Genomic DNA, 18,561 nt, shown 5'->3' with positions numbered 1-18,561 from the left:
CATGGCGCCCACCCGCAACGACGACGTGGACTGGGACAGCTGGCCCGTCCAGGACTATCTCGGCGAGAACTACCGCGAGCTGCATCCCTCCGACGCCGCGGTCATCGCCCACCACTCCGCCTTCTACCGGCAGTTGGCCCCGGCAAGCGCAGCCCGCTCCCTGGAGTTCGGAGCCGGGCCCAATCTCTATCCGCTCATGCTCGCCGCCGCCGCGAGCCGTCGGATCGACGCCGTGGAGGCGAGCGCGACGGGCGTCGCCTATCTGACCCGGCAGCTCGAAGAGCCGCCGGACGCCAGCTGGTCGCCGTTCTACGAGCTGTGCCGCAGCCTCAACCCCGGCCTGCCCTCAAGCCTGCCGGAGGCACTGACGCGCGTACGCGTGGTGCACGGCGACATCCGTGCGCTCACGCCCGGCGGTTACGACATCGCCTCGATGAACTTCGTCGCCGAGGGTGTCACCGAGGACTTCACGGAGTTCACCGACTTCTGCCACCGCTTCGTGCGCTCCGTCGGCCCCGGCGGGCACCTGGTCGCCGCGTTCATGGAGAACATGCCCACCTACCGCATCGGTCCCGCATCGCGCTGGCCCGGCTGCCCGGTGGACCCGGACGTCGTCAAGGAGGTGTTCGCACCGCTGACGCGGCGGCTCGTGGTCACCCGGATCGACGCCGATCCGACGCTGCCGGACTACGGCGACTCCGGCATGGTGCTCCTGACGGCCGTCCGCGGCCCCTCGTGAGCGCCCGCGTCACGCAAGGCGAAGGCCGTCTCCACCAGAGCGATATGGCTGAACGCCTGGGGCGCGTTGCCCAGTTGGCGCCGGCGTCCGGGGTCCCACTGCTCGGCGAGCAGGCCCACGTCGTTGCGGACGTCCAGGACGCGCTCGAAGGTCTCCCGGGCCTCTTCGAGCCGGCCGGTCGCCGCCAGCGCGTCGGCGTACCAGAGGGAACACGCCACGAACGTGCCCTCGGATCCGCGCATGCCGTCCACGCCGTGCACGCCGCTGCCGTTGTGCGCGTACCGCCGTACGAAGCCGTTGTCGTCGAGGGCCCGCATCGCGAGGACGGTGTCGCGCACCCGCGGGTCGTCGGCCGGCAGGAAGCCGACCTTGGGGATCAGCAGTGCCGATGCGTCCAGGGCGGGCGAGCCGTAGGACTGGGTGAACGACCGGAGCCCGGCGTCCCATCCCTCGCGGCACACCTCCTGGTGCACGGCGTCGCGCATGGCCGTCCACTCCGGCGCGCGTTCGTTCCTGCCGAGCAGCTCGCCCATGCGCAGGGCACGGTCGGCGGCGACCCACGACATGACCTTGGAGTGCACGAACTGCCGCCTGGCGCCGCGCACTTGCCACAGACCCTGGTCCGGCTCGCGCCAGTGCTCCCGCAGGTAACGCATCAGGGATTTCACCAGGCTCCACATGTGGGGCTCCATCGGGATCCCGGCGCGCAGCGACAGACAGAGCGTGTCGAGGACCTCGCCGTACACGTCCAGCTGGAGCTGGGTCACCGCGGCGTTCCCGAAGCGGACGGGCCGCGAACCCTCGTAGCCGGGCAGCCATGGCGCCTCGGCCTCCGGCAGCAGCCGCTGTCCCCCGAGGCCGTACACCGCCTGCAGATCCGCGGGGTCGCCCGCGATCGCCCGCTCCAGCCAGTCGAGCCAGGCCGTCGCCTCGTCCCGGTAGCCGCTGCGCAGCAGACAGGACAGCGTCAGCGTGGAGTCGCGCAGCCAGCAGAACCGGTAGTCCCAGTTGCGCTCGCCGCCGACGCACTCGGGCAGCGAGGTGGTCGGCGCGGCGACGACGCCGCCCGTGGGCGCGTAGGTGAGCGCCTTGAGCGTGATCAGCGAGCGGGTGACCGCCTCCCGCCAGGGGCCCTGGTAGCGGCAGCGCGCCGTCCAGCGCCGCCAGAAGTCGCTGGTCGCCTTCAGCGCGGTCTCGGCGGGCACACGGAGCGGTTCGGGCGGCTCCGGCACATGCGAGGGCGCCCACACCAGCTGCACGGTGAGGCGCTGGCCCGCCGTGACGGTGAAATCGATGATCGTCGGGTCGGCGTCACCCTGAGTCGCCACGGGGCCGTCGGCGCTCACCCAGAGCGAGTCGGGCCCTGCGACGGCGACCGTGCAGTGCTCCTCGGCCCGCACCCAGGGGAGGATCCGGCCCTGGTTGAACCGCGGCCGCAGTTCGCTGCGCATCGCCACGGCGCCCGACAGACCCTCGACCACGCGCACGACACACGGCAGTTGGGCACGCGGCGGCATGAAGTCCGTGACGCGTACGGCACCGGTCGGGAGCTCCCAGTAGGAGTCCATGACCAGGGTGTCCTGGCGGTAGGCCCGCCGTGTGCACGCTCCCGCGCCGATGGGGGAGATCCGCCAGAAGCCGTTGTCGCCCGTGCCGAGCAGGGCGGCGAAACAGGCCGGGGAGTCGAAGCGGGGCAGGCAGAGCCAGTCGATCGACCCGTCCCTGCCGAGCATGGCAGCGGTCTCCAGGTCACTGATGAGGGCGTAGTCCTCGATACGGGCATTCATGATCGAGTTACGCCGTCGTGCACTTGCCGCCCTTCCATTGTACGGCGACGGGCCTCGCCGGGCCCGGTGGTGCGGGGCGGCCCGCCTCCGCGATGGGCCAGGTGTCAGGCCTACGCCCTTGGCACCACGAGCCCCGTCTCGTACGCCGCCACGACCGCCTGTGTGCGGTCCCGCAGGCCGAGTTTGCCGAGCACCCGGCTCACATGGGTCTTCACGGTCTCCTCGCTGACGTGCAGCCGTCCCGCGATCTCCGGGTTGGACAGGCCTTCCGCGATCAGCCGCAGCACCTCGGTCTCGCGCGGGGTCAGGGCGTCGAGTCGGGCGGCGGATCCGCTGGGCGGTCCGGGCCTGAGGCGGGCGAACTCGGCGATGAGGCGGCGGGTCACGGTGGGCGCGAGCAGACCCTCGCCCGCGGCCACCACGCGTACGGCGTCGAAGAGGTGCTCGGCGGTGACGTCCTTGAGCAGGAACCCGGCGGCGCCCGCGCTCAGCGCGTCGTACACGTGCTCGTCCAGGTCGAAGGTGGTGAGGATGAGGACGCGGGTGCCGGTGCCGGCGAGCCGTCCGGTCGCCTCGATGCCGTCCATCACCGGCATGCGGACATCCATCAGGACCAGGTCGGGCAGCAGCTCGCGGCAGAGCCGGACCGCCTGGGCGCCATCGGCGGCCGTGCCGACGACGGTGAAGTCGGGCTGGGTGGCGAGGAGTCCGGCGTAACCGGCACGGACGACTTCGTGGTCGTCGGCGATGAAGATGCGCAGGGGCGCCTGGCGGCCGCTGCTCGGGATCTCACTCATGCGGCATGCTCCCGCACCGGTGCGGGGAACGTCGCCTCGATGAGGAAACCGCCGCGCCGCGCGGGGCCCGCGCGCAGCTCGCCGCCGACCATCGCGGCGCGCTCCCGCATCCCGAGCAGACCGTGGCCGTCGTCGAGGCCGTCCAAGTCGTCCGGGCTCGGCCCGTTGTCCCGCACACGCAGCCGCAAGGCGCCTTGGGTGTAGTGGAGTTCGACGTCCACGGCTGCGCCAGGCGCGTGGCGGCGCGCGTTGGTGAGGGCTTCCTGCACGATGCGGTACGCGGTGAGTTCGACGCCCGGGTCGAGGGTGCGCACGGGCCCCTCGACGATGAGCCGTACGGCGGCGGCCGACGCGTCCCGCGCCTCGTCGACGAGCTCGCCGAGCTGTTCGAGGCCAGGCTGCGGGCGGCGGTCCGGCACGGCGGGCCCCGCGTCCTCGCGCAGGACGCCGAGCAGACGGCGCATCTCGGTGAGCGCGGTGCGGGCGGTGTCGCCGATGGCCAGGAACCGTTCGGCGCCTGCGGTGGGCAGCCCCGGGGTGGTCAGCCGGGCGGTCTCCGCCTGCACGGCGATCATGGAGATGTGGTGGGCGACGACGTCGTGCAACTCCCGGGCGATCCTGGCCCGTTCGCCCCGGGCGGCATGCTCCTGGAGGGTCTCGGCGATGGCCCGCTCGGCCGCGCCGTTCACCAGCGCGGTGTCGCGGGCGCCGCGGGCGATCCCGGTACCGGCTGCGACGCCGGCGCACACCGCGACCAGCACGGTCATCACCCGCTCCCCCGCACCGTCCGCCGCCGCTGCCGTGACCGCGTACGCGACGAAGGGCAGCGCGAGGAGCACCGTCAGGAGCCGCGGGCCGTGGCGCCCCGCCTGGTGGAGGGCCACGAGCAGGGCGCAGAGACCGGCGATGGTCAGTACGTGAAAGGGCGCGAGGGCGAGCATCGCGGCTGCGGAGGCGGGGAGGGCGGCGAGGGACGTGTTCCTCGGGCTGCCGATGGCGGCGGAGTGCACGTCACTCGGCGGGGCGGGCGCCCCCGGGAGCGCGGCTGGGGAACCGCGCTCCGCGTGCACGTCACTCGGCGGGCCCGGCGTCCGCGCCGGGGGCGCGGCCGGGCCGCTCGGAGTGGGACGGGGCCGCTCGCCCGCCGCGGACGCCGGTGTGCCCGGGCCGCTCGGAGCGGGGCGGATCCCCTCGCTCGCCGCTCCGGCCCGGACCCCGCCGATGCGCCCTCCGCGTACGAACCTGCCCCCTCCCCTCCCCCGCGCCGCGCCGCCCGCGAGCGCCGCCACCGGCACGGTCGTCCCCAGGGCGAGGGAGAGGGTGAACGGCAGCGGGACATCGGCGTTTGCGCGGAGCAGCAGCTCCGCGGTGGCGGCGAGCGACAGGAGTGCCGCGGCCGCGACCGGTGTCCGTGGGTGGCGCGCCACGCCGCGCATGCGGGTGCGCATGCGCTTGTATCCGCGGCCCCTGATGGGAGTTGTGACCCTCACGCGTCTCATTGTCACTGGCACGGGGCCGGTCGGAGTCCCTCACGTGAGGGATACGAAGACGGCTCCCGGGCGTGACGACCTGCGGCCGTGCCGTCTCTAGCCTCGCTTCTCATGGATGGCATCACGGCAACAACTGACCGCGGCGCGGCGCCTGTCGGCCACGCGGCGACGATCGAAGTGCGCGGACTGCGCAAGCGTTACGGGCCGGTCACCGCGGTCGACGGTCTCTCCTTCACCGTGGCTCCCGGGCAGGTCACCGGATTCGTCGGCCCCAACGGTGCAGGCAAGTCCACCACCATGCGCATCGTCCTGGGCCTGGACTCCGCCGACGAGGGCACCGCGCTCATCGGCGGCCGCCCCTACCACGCGCTGCGCACCCCGCTGCTCGAGGTGGGCTCGCTGCTCGACGCGGCGGCCGTCCATCCCAGCAGGCGCGGGCGCGACCATCTCCTGTGGATGGCGCACTCGCACGGGCTTCCCGTGCGCCGGGTGGACGAGGTGCTCGACCTCGTCGGGCTCGGCCAGGCCGCGCGGCGCCGGGCCGGCGGCTACTCGCTCGGCATGCGCCAGCGCCTCGGCATCGCGGCGGCGCTGCTCGGCGACCCGCCCGTCCTGCTCTTCGACGAGCCGGTCAACGGACTCGACCCGGAGGGCATCCGGTGGATCCGCGGCTTCCTCAAGAGTCTGGCCGCCGAGGGCCGTGCCGTGCTCGTCTCCAGCCATCTGATGAGTGAACTGGAGGACACCGCCGACCACTTGGTGGTGGTCGGACGGGGCCGTGTCATCGCCGACACGAGCGTGCGGGAGCTGCTCGCCGCGGCGTCCGGCGACCGGGTCGAGGTCCGCACGGACGAACGGACGGCGGCGATGACCGTCCTTGCGGGCGCCGGGGCGAGTGTCGCGGCCACCGGACGCGACACGCTGACCGTCTCGCGCCTCGCCGCCGGCCGCGTCGTGGAGCTGCTCGGCGGGGCTGGGGTCGGCTTCTCGGGAGTCGCGGCGCACCGGGCCACGCTGGAGGAGGCGTACATGGAACTCACCAGGGACGAGGTGGAGTTCGCGGGCGGGCAGGCGTCCGGCGAGAGCACCGGGGCTGCTGCCGGGGAGGACACGCGATGACCACCGCCAGCCCGCCCCGCCGCCCCGGCACCGCGCTCGTCGGCCGCGCCGGCTTCCCGCAGCTGCTGCGCGCCGAGTGGACCAAGCTGCGCACGGTGCGCCGCTGGGGGCTCACGCTGCTCGCCGCGGTCGTGGTGACCGTCCTCATCTCCCTGTTCTCCGCGACGAGTTCGGGCATCGAGACGACGGGCGGGGGCGGCGGGGGCGGTTCGCCCGCGCCCACCGGGCCCGGCGGGGTGTCCATCCGCGACGACTTCACGTTCGTACACCGCCCCCTCACCGGCGACGGCAGCGTCACCGCCCGGGTGACAGGACCCACCGGCGAGCAGCCGCGCCGCGCCCCCGAGTGGGCCAAGGCCGGGGTGCTCATCAAGGAGAGCACCGATCCGGGGTCGGAGTACGCGGCCCTCATGGTCACCGCGGGGCACGGGGTGCGCCTGCAGAGCGAGTTCATCCGCGACGTGGCGGGCGGCGCCGCGTCCGCCGCCACGCCCCACTGGCTTCGACTGGTCCGCTCGGGGGCGACCGTCACGGCGTACGAGTCCGCGGACGGGCGCACCTGGCACGAGGTGGGAACGGTGCGGCTCGGCACGTCGGCCGAAGCGGTCCAGGTCGGTCTCTTCGTGGCGTCGCCCAACGCGCAGTCCATGGAGCGGAAGTTCGGCAATGTGTCGGCAAGCGACCAACCGTCACGGTCGTCGGCCCGCTTCGACGAGGTGACGGCGAAGGGGGCCACGGGCGGCGACTGGCGCCTGACGGACGTCGGACAGCCCTCCGGGGACGGACAGCCGACGGGGGGCGGACAGCCGTCCGGAGACGGACATTCGTCCGGCGGCGGACAACCGACCGACGCAGGCCAGCCGATCGGCGCCGCGCAACCGTCCGGAGCCGGACAGCCGACCCGCGCCGAGCAACCGACCCGCGACGGACAACCGACCGACGCCGGACAGCCGACCGGAGACGAGCAGCCATCCGACGCCGAGCAGCCGACCGGCCCTGGACAGCCGTCCGGCGGCGGGCAGGGTGAACTGCGGCGGGCGGGCGGCGAGTTCACCGTCACCGGCTCCGGCGACATCGCCCCCGGCACCCCGATGCAGCCGGACCTCGTCGCCGCGTCCCTCAACGGCAGTCAGCTGAGCCTCGTCCTGGTCGCCGCGCTCGGCGTCCTGTTCATCACCGCCGAGTACCGGCGCGGGATGATCCGCACGACCTTCGCGGTCAGTCCGCGCCGCGGCCGCGTCCTGCTGGCCAAGGCGGTGGTGATCGGCGCGGTCACCTTCGTGACCGGGCTCGTGGCGTGCCTCCTCTCCTACCTCCTGAGCATGCCCGCGCTGCGCGCCGGCGGCCACAAGCCGCCGCTCTTCCCCGAGTTCTCGCTCACCGACGGTCCCGTGCTGCGGGCCGTCATCGGCACCGCGGCCCTGCTCGCCCTGATCGCCGTCCTGGCCCTGGGTCTCGGCGCGCTGCTGCGCAACACGGCGGCCGCGATCACCACGGTCGTCGTGGTGATCGTCCTGCCGCTGGTCCTGGTCAGCATGGTGCCGCTCGGCCTCTCCCAGTGGCTGCAACGGCTCACGCCCGTCGCGGGGTTCGCGATCCAGCAGACGACTCCGCGCTACGACCAGGTGGCGGCCCTCTGCCTCCCGGAGGACGGCTGCTATCCGCAGGGCGCGTGGACCGGCTTCGGCACCCTCGCCGCGTACGCGGTCGTGGTGCTCGGTCTCGCGGTGTGGCGGGTGCGGAGGAGGGACGCATGATGGGCGAAGGGCGCGGGCTCGGCGCGGTGCGTGCCGAGTGGACCAAACTCCGTACGCTGCACAGCACTTGGTGGCTGCTGCTCGCCCTGATCACGCTGACGGTCCTGGCGGGCGCCGCCTCCACCGCGTCGCTGACCGCGGGTGACTGCCCGGTCCCCGCCGACTGCCACGAGGACACGGTGAAGCTCAGCCTGACCGGGGTGTGGCTCGGCCAGGGCGCGGTCGTCGTCCTCGCGGTGCTCACGATGAGCGGCGAGTACGGCACCGGCACCATCCGTACGACCCTCACGACGGAACCGGTCCGGCTGCGGATCCTCGCGGCCAAGGCGGCGGTGCTCTGCGCCCTGACCGCCGCGGCGAGCACCGTCGGTGTGCTCGGCTCGCTGCTCGCGGGCCGGCTGCTGCTGTCCGCCGACGGCTTCGCCGCGCCCACCCTGACGGAAGGACCGACCTTGCGCGCGGCCGCGGGCACGGTCCTCTACCTCACGCTCACGGCCCTGATCGGCCTGGGCGCGGCCACGGCCCTGCGCGACACGGCGACCGCCGTCACGTCGGTCCTTGCCCTCTTCTACGCCTTCCCGCTGCTCGCGGGTCTCCTTGCCGACCCCGACTGGCAGGAGAACGCACGGCGGGCGGCGCCCGCGACGGCCGGTCTCGCGATCCAGGCGACGATCGACCTGGACCGGCTGCCGATCGGCCCCTGGGCGGGCATCGCGGTCCTCGCGGGCTACGCGGTCGCGGCGCTGGTCACGGGCGGGGTGCTGCTGCGGGTACGGGACGCGTGAGGCGCGGGCTGCGTATGAGGCGCGGGCTGCGTATACAGTCACCACCGATCAGCTCCGCATGCGTACATCCGCATACGTACATCCGCATTCGTACACCTGAAAGACCCGCACCATGGCCGTCGACGAACTCGACACCCGCATCCTGCGGCTGCTCCTGGAGCAGCCGCGCACCAGTGTCCGTGAGTACGCGCGCGTACTCGGCGTCGCCCGCGGCACCCTGCAGGCCCGGCTCGACCGTCTGGAGCGGGACGGTGTGATCACCGGGACCGGTCCCTCGCTCTCCCCCGCCGCCCTCGGCCACCCGGTCCTCGCCTTCGTGCACATCGAGGTCACCCAGGGGCATCTGGACGAGGTGGGCGACGCGCTGGCCGCCGTGCCCGAGATCATCGAGGCCTTCTCGATCACCGGCGGCGGCGATCTGCTGACCCGCGTGGTCGCCCGGGACAACGGCCACCTGGAGGACGTCATCCAGCAGCTGATCCAGCTGCCGGGCGTGGTGCGCACCCGTACCGAGATGGCGCTGCGCGAGCGTGTGCCGAGCCGGCTGCTCCCGCTGGTCGAGTCGATCGGGCGGACCGCGGCCGCGCAGCGGTGAGCTGGGCCTTTGGCATCCTTGACGGCATGAGCACCTTCGACAGCCCTCTCGGCGACACCCCGGTCATCTTCGATCTCGACGGCACGCTCGTGGACAGCGAGCCCAATTACTACGAGGCGTCGCGCGCGCTGCTCGCCGAGCACGGCGTCGAGTACACCTGGGCGGACAACGAGGCCTACGTCGGCATCGGCACCCAGGAGACCCTCGCCACCTGGAAGGACCGCTACGGCATCGACGTACCGGTCGCCGAACTGCTCGCCGAACTCGACCGCCGCTATCTCGCCCTGGCCCGCGCGGACACCCACGTCTTCCCCGAGATGCGCAAGCTCGTGGAGCACCTGCACGGCGCCGGTGTGCCGATGGCCGTGGCGTCCGGCTCCTCGCGGGCGGCGATCGACGCGATCCTCTCCGGTACGGGCCTGGACGCGCAGCTGACCACCGTGATCTCCGCGGACGAGGTCGCGCACGGCAAGCCCGCCCCCGACGTCTTCCTCGCCGCGGCCGCGCTCCTGGGCGCGGACCCCGCCGACTGCGTGGTCCTGGAGGACGCCGCTCCGGGCGCGACGGCGGCGCACGCGGCCGGCATGCGCTGCATCGCGATCCCCTACGTCGCCGCCCATGCGGACGCCCCGGCCTTCGCGTCGGCGGGGCTGCTGCTGCGGGGCGGACAGAGCGAGTTCACGGCGCAGGCCGCGCTCGACTACCTCAGCGGCCTCGGCGAGCTCAGCGATGCGTCGCGGCCCGCTCCGCCAGCTCCGTCTTCTTGATCTTGCCGGTGGCGGTCAGCGGCAGTTCGTCGAGGAGCTCTATGCCGGGCACTTTGTACGTCGCCATGGCACCGGCCGCCCAGTCGCGCAGCTCCTGAGCGGTGAGGGCGCTGCCCTCGACGGTGCGCACGTAGGCGTAGGGACGCTGGCCCGTCGCCGCGTCCGGCACGGCGACGACGGCCGCGGCCAGGACGTCCGGGTGCCGGGCGAGCAGCGTCTCGACCTCGGCGGGGAAGACGCTCATGCCCTTCACCTTGATCATGTCCTTGTCGCGGCCCAGGTAGTGCAGACAGCCGTCCTCGTCGAGGCGGCCGATGTCGCCGGTGTGCAGCCAGCCGTCGCGCAGCACCGCAGCCGTCGCCTCGGGGGCGCTCCAGTAGCGGGTCAGGACCGAGGGGCCGCGGACGATGATCTCGCCGGGGGCACCGATCGGCAGCGGCTCGCCGGTCTCGAAGTCGACGATCAGGACGTCGGTGCCAGGGACGGGAAGACCGCAGAAGGTCGCGTCGCCCGCCAGGTCGTGGTCGCCTTCCTGGAAGCCGACCGTGCTGGTGTCGCTGGTGTGGGTCTCGGTCATGCCGTACGAGGCCTCGCGCAGCACGCTTTCGTCGCCGACGGCCGCGCGCCAGCGGGCCCGCAGCTCGGGGCTGAGCTTGCGGATGAAGGACACGGTGAGCGGGGCGGTCAGCGAGCTGAGGTCGTGGCGCGCGAAGTCCGGGTGGGAGAGGAGTTCGAGGTAGTTCTCGACCGTTCCGGCCATGGTGGTGACCCGGTGCCGCTCGATCGACGCGAGCACGGCGGCCGGGTCCCAGCGGGGCAGCAGCACGCTCGTGCCGCCGGAGACGAGCGGGGCGAGGATGCCGAGGTTCTCCCCCGCGATCCAGAACAACGGCAGGAAGCAGAGCGAGACGATGCCGTCGTCGGACGGCAGCGGGCCGCGGCTGTTGTCGATGGCGGTGGCCGTGTAGACCATGTGGCGCTGGGTGTGCTCGCAGCCCTTGGGCATTCCGGTGGTGCCGCCGGTGTAGTTGAGGGCGGCGAGGGCGTCCAGATCGTCGGCGACGCGCCCGAGCGGTGGATGCCCGACGGCGGCGGCCCAGGCGTCGGCGTCGTCGGCCACCAGGACGTCGCGCACCGCGGTCTCCGCGCGCACCGCCGTCTCCGCGCGCACCTGGTCGAGCAGGCCTGCGAGCGAGCTGTGCGTGATGACGATCTCCGGCCCCGCGTCGCGCAGTTCATGGCTCAGCTCCGCCGCGCGGAACATCGGGTTGACCGGTACGTGCACGGCTCCGGCCCGCAGCACGGCCAGCATCGCGATCACGAACTGCGGGCAGTTGGGCAGCTGTACGCCCACCCGGTCACCGGCCCGCACGCCCCGCGCGTCGAGCCAGCCCGCCAACCGGTCGGTGAGGTCGTCGAGTTGGCGGTACGTGAACGTCTCGTCCCCGAAGACCAGCGCGGGCCTGTCCGGCGCGGCCCGCGCCCAGTGCCGCACATATCCGGGCACGGTGCGCGTCCCCGCGCGGTGCTCCGCCGTGTCCGCCTGCCGGCCCCGCCTGGCCTTGGCCTGACGAGCACGCAGGTCCCGCACCTGGTCTTCGCGGTGCAAGGGACCGTACAAGGGGCCGTGCAAGGGGCCGTGCGTGGGGCTTGGCATGGGGCGGCTCCTCAACGTTGGGGATCGACTCCGAGCAGGTGCAGGAACATGGCGGTGACGTCGCGCACGGCCGCGTCGTACGTCTTGGGATCGGCCGCGGCGAGCCGGGCGAACTCGATGCTCATGCCGCCGACCGCGCGGGCGACGGCCAGCGGATCGGCGACCGGGGCGGCCTTGCCCTCGGCCACCAGGCGGCGGATGTAGCGGGCCGAGCGGTGGACCGGCCGCTCCTGGGTCTCCTCCCACAGCGCGCGCACGTCGTCGTCGAGCTGCGCCTGCTGCTCCAACAGCCGGAGCAGCGGCAGGTGTTCAGCGTACGCGGCGATGAAGGCGGCGGTGGAGGCGTGGCAGATCTCGCGGGCGTCGTCCCGGTCGACGCCCGGCACGTCCTGCGCGGCGAGGAACGCGTCGCGCACCCGCACCGCGAGGACGCGGAAGATCTCCTCCTTGGAGGCGAAGTAGACGTAGAAGCCAGCCCGCGAGACCTCCGCCTCGGCCGTGATGTCGGCGATCGTCGTCGGGCCGTAGCCGCGCCGCGCGAAGACGGCCTCCGCGGCGTCCAGGAGCCGCCCGCGGGCGGGGGCTTCGCTGCGGTCGCGTGCGGTGCGGGTCGCCCAGGGCTGTTGATTGCGTGCCACGCGGCGAGCATATTGACGTTGACGCCAATGTCAATGAGCATGGCGGCGCCCCCTCGGGGGACCGGACATCTCAGGAGGGCTTCATGGGTTCTGCCGCCGTGCTCGTCGCCAATCGCGGGGAGATCGCCGTCCGCGTCCTGCAAGCGGCGGCGGAGGCCGGGCTGCGCACCGTCGCGGTGTACGCGGCGGACGAGGCCGGGGCGCGCCACGTACAACTGGCCGACGAAGCCCAGCCGTTGGGCAGTTCAGGACCTGCCGCCTATCTGGACGCGGAGGCCGTGGTCGCCGCGGCCCGGCGCTCCGGGTGCGACCTTGTGCATCCCGGCTACGGCTTCCTGAGCGAGGACGCGGAGTTCGCCGCGCGGTGCGCGGACGCCGGGCTGCGGTTCGTGGGGCCGTCCCCCGAGGTGCTCGGCCTGTTCGGCGACAAGGCACGCGCGCGTGCGCTCGCGGTCAGCCTCGGGGTGCCGGTCCTCGCGGGCACACAGGGGCCCACGACGCTGTCCGATGCCGCCGGCTTCCTCGCCGGGCTCGGCCCTTCGGGCGCCGTGATGGTGAAGGCACTCGGCGGGGGCGGCGGCCGCGGCATGCGGGCCGTGCACCGTCCGGCCGACCTGGCGGACGCCTGGGAGCGCTGCCGCTCGGAGGCACTGCAGGGCTTCGGGCGCGAGGAGCTGTACGTCGAGGAACTCCTGACCGGCGCCCGCCACATCGAGGTGCAGATCGTCGGCGACGCGACCGGCGAGGTCAGCCACCTCTGGGAGCGCGACTGCAGCGCCCAGCGCCGGCACCAGAAGCTCATCGAGATCGCCCCCGCGCCCGGCCTCTCCCCCGCGGTCCGCGAGAAGCTGATCGACGCCGCCCTGCGGATGGCCCGCGCGTGCGGCTACACGGGCCTCGGCACCTTCGAATTCCTGCTCCAGGGCGAGGAGTTCCACTTCATCGAGGCCAACCCGCGCCTCCAGGTCGAGCACACGGTCACCGAGGAGGTGACGGGCGTCGACCTCGTCACGGCCCAACTGCGCCTGGCGGCAGGCGCATCACTCGCGTCGCTGGGCCTGGCAGGACCCCCGCCCGAGCCGCGCGGATTCGCCCTACAGGCCCGCGTCAACGCCGAGTCCCTGGCCGCCGACGGCACGGCGCTGCCCTCGACCGGCACCCTCACCCGCTTCGACGTGCCGACGGGCGCGGGCATCCGCGTGGACACCGCGGCCCGCACCGGGGCGGAGGTCGGGGCGCGCTACGACTCGCTCATCGCGAAGGTCATCGCCCACGTGCCGCAGGGCGACTTCGCGGCGGCCTGTGAGCGCACGTCGCGCGCGCTCGCCGCCTTCGCCGTCGAGGGCGTACGCACAGGAATCCCGCTGCTGCGGGCGCTGCTCACCCATCCGGGCTTCACGGCGGGCGCCACCCACACGGCCTTCGTGGAGGAACACATCGCGGAGCTCCTGCCGCAGTCGCCCGCGGAAGCCGGCGGCGGCGGCGCGACGGTCGCCGCCCCCATGACGGGCACGGTCGTCACCGTCGACGTCGCCGTGGGCGAACAGGTGGCTGCGGGCCAGCAGTTGCTCGTCCTCGAGGCGATGAAGATGGAGCATGTCGTCCGCGCGGGCGCCCCCGGCACCGTGACCGCCGTGCACGCGCGCGTGGGCGACACGACGACGGAGGGCCACCCCCTGATGACGGTCGACGCATCGGCAGCGGGCGAGGCGAGCGACTTGGCCATCGAGGAGACCGCCGACCCCGACGCCATCCGCCCCGACCTCGCCGAGACCCTGGCCCGGCACGCGGTCGGCCTCGACGCCCAGCGCCCCGAAGCCGTCGCCAAGCGCCACCGCATCGGTCGGCGCACGGCCCGCGAGAACATCGAGGACCTCTGCGACACGGGCACCTTCACGGAGTACGGCGCGCTGGCGATCGCCGCCCAGCGCCGCCGCCGCTCCCTCGACGACCTGATCGCCTCGACGCCCGCCGACGGCATGATCACCGGCACGGGGCGGATCGACGGCGTGCGGTGCGTGGCGATGTCGTACGACTACACGGTGCTCGCCGGTACGCAGGGCCTGCAGAACCACCGCAAGACCGACCGGATGCTGCAACTGGCCGCGGAACGGCGCCTTCCGGTGGTGCTGTTCGCGGAGGGCGGCGGCGGCCGCCCCGGCGACACCGACACGACGTCCGTCGCCGGGCTCGACGTGATGACGTTCCATCAGATGGGCCGGCTGAGCGGACAAGTCCCCCTGGTGGGCGTCGCGTCGGGCCGCTGCTTCGCGGGCAACGCGGCGCTGCTCGGCTGCTGCGACGTGGTGATCGCGACGCCGGAGGCGAGCATCGGCATGGGCGGCCCCGCGATGATCGAGGGCGGCGGTCTGGGTGTGTTCCGCCCCGAGGAGGTCGGCCCGCTGTCGGTCCAGGTGCCCAACGGCGTCGTGGACATCGCGGTAGCCGACGAGGCGGAGGCGGTGCGGGTGGCACGCAAGTACCTCGCGTACTTCACGTACACCCAAGGGGCAGGCGGCAGTTGGGAATCTCCTGACCCGCGGCTGCTGCGGCACACGGTCCCGGAGAACCGGCGCCGCGCCTACGACGTACGGGCCGCGATCGACGGCATCGCCGACACGGACTCCGTCCTGGAGCTGCGGCGCGCCTTCGGCGTCGGCATCATCACATCGCTGATCCGCGTCGAGGGCCGCCCGATGGGCCTGCTCGCCAACAACCCCGGCCATCTGGGCGGCGCGATCGACCGCGACGCGGCGGACAAGGCCGAGCGCTTCCTGCGCCTGTGCGACACGTTCGGCCTCCCTCTCCTCTCCCTCTGCGACACACCGGGTTTCATGGTGGGCCCGGACACCGAACGGACCGCGACCGTAAGGCACTTCTCCCGACTCTTCGTGACGGGCGCCCAGCTCCGCGTACCCCTGGTCAGCCTGGTCCTGCGCAAGGCGTACGGGCTCGGCGCGATGGCCATGATGGGCGGCTCGACGCGGGCACCCGTGGCGACGGCCGCCTGGCCGAGCGGCGAGTTCGGCGGGATGGGCCTGGAGGGCGCGGTGCGGCTCGGCTACCGCAAGGAGCTTGCGGCGATCGACGATCCCGCCGAGCGGGAGCGAGTGTTCGAGGCGCACGTCGCCGAGCTGTACGAGCACGGCAAGGCGGTGAACGCGGCGGCGGCCCTGGAGATCGACGCGGTCATCGACCCGGCGGACTCACGGCGGTGGATCCTCGCGGCGCTGGACGGCGGGGCGGGGCGGCCGGACGGGGGCGAATGACTCGACGCCCGTCCGACGGCCGCGCACGGCTCAGGACTGCACTGCTCAGGACTGCACGGATCAGGACTGGGGACGCTTCCCGTGGTTGGCCGCGTGCTTGCGGCGTGACTTCTTCTTGCGGCGTCGCTTCGAGGACATGACGTTCCCCTCACTCGGTGGGCGCCCGATAGGGCATGTGACCGCTTTCCACCGTTCCACACCGATACGTCACCGGCGACCGCAGCTGCCCCGCGAAACTTGCCTCGGGATACGATCTCTCTGCCATGCAGATGAATGCCAAATACACCAGTCTCGTCGCGGTCGGCGACTCCTTCACCGAGGGCATGTCGGACCGGCTGCCCGACGGCAGCTACCGCGGCTGGGCGGATCTGCTCGCCGCGCGGATGGCCGCCGCGTCACCCGGTTTCCGCTACGCGAACCTCGCCGTGCGCGGGAAGCTCATCGGGCAGATCGTGGACGAGCAGGTGGACGTCGCCGCCGCGATGCGCCCCGATGTGATCACCCTGGTGGGCGGGCTCAACGACACCCTGCGGCCCAAGTGCGACATGGTCCGGGTCCGCGACCTCCTCGGACAGGCCGTCGAGCGCCTCGCCCCGGCGTGCGAACAGCTCGTCCTGATGCGCAGCCCGGGCCGGAACGGCCCCGTGATGGAGCGCTTCCGCCCGCGCATGGAGGAGCTCTTCGCATACGTCGACGAGCTTGCGGCCAAGCACGGCGCGGTGGTCGTGGACCTGTACGGAGCGGCCGCGCTCGGCGACCAGCGGCTCTGGGACGTGGACCGGCTGCACCTGACGGCCGAGGGCCACCGGCGGGTCGCCGAGGCGGTCTGGCAGACGCTCGGCCACACCCCCGAGGACGACTGGCAGTCGGCCCTGCCCGCCACCGCACCGCCGAACTGGACCGCCCGCCGCGTGGCCGACGCCCGCTTCGCGCGCCAGCACCTCGCCCCCTGGATCGCCCGCCGCCTCACGGGCCGCTCCTCCGGCGACGGCATGCCACCCAAGCGCCCCGACCTGCTGCCCTACGACGGGCCGCTCTCGTAGCTTCCGACAAACCAGGCCGTGGCGCTGGCCTGCACGAACGGCCAGTAGAATCCGTACACGTGACTGCGCCTGCAAAGCCCCGTATCCCGAACGTCCTCGCCGGGCGTTACGCCTCCGCCGAGCTCGCCACCCTCTGGTCGCCCGAGCAGAAGGTGAAGCTGGAGCGTCAGCTCTGGCTCGCCGTGCTGCGTGCCCAGCAGGATCTGGGGATCGAGGTGCCGGACGCCGCCCTCGCCGACTACGAGCGTGTCATCGACGATGTCGACCTCGCCTCGATCGCCGAGCGCGAGAAGGTCACGCGCCATGACGTGAAGGCCCGCATCGAGGAGTTCAACGCGCTCGCCGGGCACGAGCAGGTCCACAAGGGCATGACCTCGCGCGACCTCACCGAGAACGTGGAGCAGCTGCAGATCCGGCTCTCCCTGGAGCTCGTGCGCGACCGCACGGTCGCCGTCCTCGCGCGGCTCGGGAAGCTGTCCGGTGAGTACGCCGAGCTGGTCATGGCCGGTCGCTCGCACAACGTCGCCGCGCAGGCGACGACCCTGGGCAAGCGCTTCGCGACCGCCGCCGACGAGCTGCTCGTCGCCTACCGCCGCGTCGACGACCTGCTGCGCCGCTACCCGCTGCGCGGCATCAAGGGCCCCGTCGGCACCGCCCAGGACATGCTCGACCTGCTCGGCGGCGACGCCGACAAGCTCACCGACCTTGAGCAGCGGATCGCCGGGCACCTCGGCTTCGACCGCGCGTTCACCTCGGTCGGCCAGGTCTACCCGCGCTCGCTCGACTACGAGGTCGTCACCGCGCTTGTCCAGCTCGCCGCCGGGCCCTCCTCTCTGGCCAAGACCATCCGGCTCATGGCCGGGCACGAGCTGGTCACCGAGGGCTTCAAGCCGGGCCAGGTCGGCTCGTCCGCGATGCCGCACAAGATGAACACCCGCTCCTGCGAGCGCGTCAACGGCCTCACCGTCATCCTGCGCGGCTACGCGTCGATGACCGGCGAGCTGGCGGGCGACCAGTGGAACGAGGGCGACGTCTCCTGCTCCGTCGTACGCCGGGTCGCGCTGCCCGACGCGTTCTTCGCCCTGGATGGTCTGCTCGAGACTTTCCTGACGGTCCTCGACGAGTTCGGTGCCTTCCCGGCCGTCGTGGCGCGCGAGCTGGACCGCTACCTCCCCTTCCTCGCCACCACCAAGGTCCTGATGGCCTCGGTGCGCGCGGGCGTCGGCCGCGAGGAGGCCCACGAGGCCATCAAGGAGAACGCGGTCGCCTCCGCGCTCGCCATGCGCGAGCAGGGCGCCGAGCGCAATGAGCTGCTTGACAAGCTCGCCGCGGACGAGCGGATTCCGCTGGACCGTGCCCAGCTGGACGAGCTGATGGCGGACAAGTTGTCCTTCACGGGTGCGGCGAGCGAGCAGGTCTCCGTCGTTGTGGGGCAGATCGAGGCGCTGGTCAAGGAGCGTCCTGAGGCTGCCGGTTACACGCCGGGGGCGATTCTCTAGTACGTCACGGCCGCTGCCGCACCGACCGGTGCTCGCCCTTGCCCGACCTGCGCATCCGCAGCACGACGAAGGCCAGCACCGCCAGTGCGGCCGCGGCCAGGACGCCCTTGGAGTACAGGCCGACCAGGTCGGTGACCTGGTGCCAGCGGGTGCCGAGGGCGTGGCCGACGAGGATGAAGACGGCGTTCCAGATGAGGCTGCCCGCGGTCGTCAGGGCGAGGAATATGGGCAGCCGCATCCGTTCCACGCCCGCCGGCACCGAGATCATGCTGCGGAAGACCGGGATCATCCGGCCGAAGAAGACCGCCTTGGTGCCGTGTCGCGTGAACCACGCCTCCGTGCGGTCGATGTCGGAGGCCTTCACCAGCGGCAGGCGGGCGGCAATCGCCACCGTGCGGTCGCGGCCCAGCAGCGCGCCGATCGCGTAGAGCGCCAGCGCGCCCACCACCGAGCCCGCCGTCGTCCAGAGCAACACCTCGACGATGCTGAACCTGCCCTGGCTCGCGGCGAATCCGGCGAGCGGCAGGATCACCTCGCTCGGCAGCGGCGGGAACAGGTTCTCCAAGGCGATGGCCGCTCCCGCCCCGACGGCGCCCATGGAGTCCATGAGATCGGCGGC

At 72.9% G+C, this 18,561-nt stretch carries 15 protein-coding genes; 9 read left to right on the top strand and 6 right to left on the bottom strand.

What is annotated here, in order from left to right; all coding sequences use genetic code 11:
- The first annotated feature begins 1 nt into the window (after position 1).
- Entirely contained in the window at positions 2-739 is a 738-nt protein-coding gene (locus OG453_RS20030; protein ID WP_266869318.1) for a class I SAM-dependent methyltransferase, read from the top strand.
- On the opposite strand, the gene OG453_RS20025 is transcribed toward OG453_RS20030, so the two are convergent.
- From OG453_RS20025 to OG453_RS20015, 3 genes are all read right to left on the bottom strand, one after another.
- Complete coding sequence (locus tag OG453_RS20025) at positions 688-2,526, bottom strand: glycoside hydrolase family 15 protein (protein ID WP_266869317.1); 1,839 nt, start codon at positions 2,524-2,526, stop codon at positions 688-690. The genes OG453_RS20030 and OG453_RS20025 overlap by 52 nt on opposite strands.
- Before the next feature lie 110 nt (positions 2,527-2,636).
- Positions 2,637-3,323, bottom strand: a complete 687-nt coding sequence (locus OG453_RS20020; RefSeq protein ID WP_266869316.1) for a response regulator transcription factor — start codon at positions 3,321-3,323, stop codon at positions 2,637-2,639.
- Positions 3,320-4,771 (bottom strand): histidine kinase, encoded by a 1,452-nt coding sequence (locus tag OG453_RS20015; RefSeq protein ID WP_323178643.1) that lies wholly within the window; start codon positions 4,769-4,771, stop codon positions 3,320-3,322. The genes OG453_RS20020 and OG453_RS20015 overlap by 4 nt, the downstream gene beginning before the upstream one ends.
- 153 nt (positions 4,772-4,924) lie before the next feature.
- On the opposite strand from OG453_RS20015, the gene OG453_RS20010 reads away from it, so the two are divergent.
- From OG453_RS20010 to OG453_RS19990, 5 genes are all read left to right on the top strand, one after another.
- Positions 4,925-5,932: an ABC transporter ATP-binding protein gene (locus tag OG453_RS20010; protein WP_266869314.1), complete on the top strand. Its 1,008-nt coding sequence runs from the start codon at positions 4,925-4,927 to the stop codon at positions 5,930-5,932.
- On the top strand, positions 5,929-7,689 hold the full coding sequence (locus OG453_RS20005; RefSeq protein ID WP_266869313.1) for an ABC transporter permease subunit: 1,761 nt from the start codon (positions 5,929-5,931) through the stop codon (positions 7,687-7,689). The genes OG453_RS20010 and OG453_RS20005 overlap by 4 nt, the downstream gene beginning before the upstream one ends.
- On the top strand, positions 7,686-8,474 hold the full coding sequence (locus tag OG453_RS20000; protein ID WP_266869312.1) for an ABC transporter permease: 789 nt from the start codon (positions 7,686-7,688) through the stop codon (positions 8,472-8,474). Before OG453_RS20005 ends, OG453_RS20000 begins: the two co-directional genes overlap by 4 nt.
- A gap of 112 nt (positions 8,475-8,586) precedes the next feature.
- Positions 8,587-9,069 carry an Lrp/AsnC family transcriptional regulator gene (locus OG453_RS19995; protein ID WP_266869311.1) on the top strand — a complete coding sequence of 161 codons (483 nt, stop codon included), beginning with the start codon at positions 8,587-8,589 and terminating at the stop codon, positions 9,067-9,069.
- 26 nt (positions 9,070-9,095) lie between these two features.
- The gene (locus OG453_RS19990; RefSeq protein WP_266869310.1) at positions 9,096-9,836 is read left to right on the top strand and encodes an HAD family phosphatase; all 741 of its coding nucleotides are present in this window, start codon (positions 9,096-9,098) and stop codon (positions 9,834-9,836) included.
- Here the strand turns inward: OG453_RS19990 and OG453_RS19985 are convergent.
- The gene (locus OG453_RS19985) at positions 9,793-11,493 is read right to left on the bottom strand and encodes an AMP-binding protein (RefSeq protein WP_266869309.1); all 1,701 of its coding nucleotides are present in this window, start codon (positions 11,491-11,493) and stop codon (positions 9,793-9,795) included. The two genes, OG453_RS19990 and OG453_RS19985, sit on opposite strands and share 44 nt — an antisense overlap.
- Positions 11,494-11,504: 11 nt before the next feature.
- Complete coding sequence (locus OG453_RS19980) at positions 11,505-12,131, bottom strand: TetR/AcrR family transcriptional regulator (protein WP_266869308.1); 627 nt, start codon at positions 12,129-12,131, stop codon at positions 11,505-11,507.
- Positions 12,132-12,214: 83 nt separating this feature from the next.
- On the opposite strand from OG453_RS19980, the gene OG453_RS19975 reads away from it, so the two are divergent.
- The 3 genes from OG453_RS19975 to purB all read left to right on the top strand — a co-directional run bounded on the left by OG453_RS19975 (position 12,215) and on the right by purB (position 17,942).
- The gene (locus OG453_RS19975; RefSeq protein WP_266869307.1) at positions 12,215-15,400 is read left to right on the top strand and encodes a carboxyl transferase domain-containing protein; all 3,186 of its coding nucleotides are present in this window, start codon (positions 12,215-12,217) and stop codon (positions 15,398-15,400) included.
- 263 nt (positions 15,401-15,663) lie between these two features.
- Entirely contained in the window at positions 15,664-16,443 is a 780-nt protein-coding gene (locus tag OG453_RS19970) for an SGNH/GDSL hydrolase family protein (RefSeq protein ID WP_266869306.1), read from the top strand.
- A 59-nt stretch (positions 16,444-16,502) separates the two neighbouring features.
- Positions 16,503-17,942 (top strand): adenylosuccinate lyase, encoded by a 1,440-nt coding sequence (gene purB, locus OG453_RS19965; protein ID WP_266869305.1) that lies wholly within the window; start codon positions 16,503-16,505, stop codon positions 17,940-17,942.
- Positions 17,943-17,946: 4 nt separating this feature from the next.
- Here purB and OG453_RS19960 read toward each other — a convergent pair whose 3' ends face one another.
- Entirely contained in the window at positions 17,947-18,549 is a 603-nt protein-coding gene (locus OG453_RS19960; protein ID WP_266869943.1) for a DedA family protein, read from the bottom strand.
- Positions 18,550-18,561: the final 12 nt, after the last annotated feature.

Origin of the sequence: Streptomyces sp. NBC_01381, from assembly GCF_026340305.1 — a bacterium.
Lineage (GTDB): Bacteria > Actinomycetota > Actinomycetes > Streptomycetales > Streptomycetaceae > Streptomyces.
The sequence above is the reverse complement of the archived record's forward strand: the minus strand, read 5'-3'. Positions and strand labels throughout refer to the sequence as shown.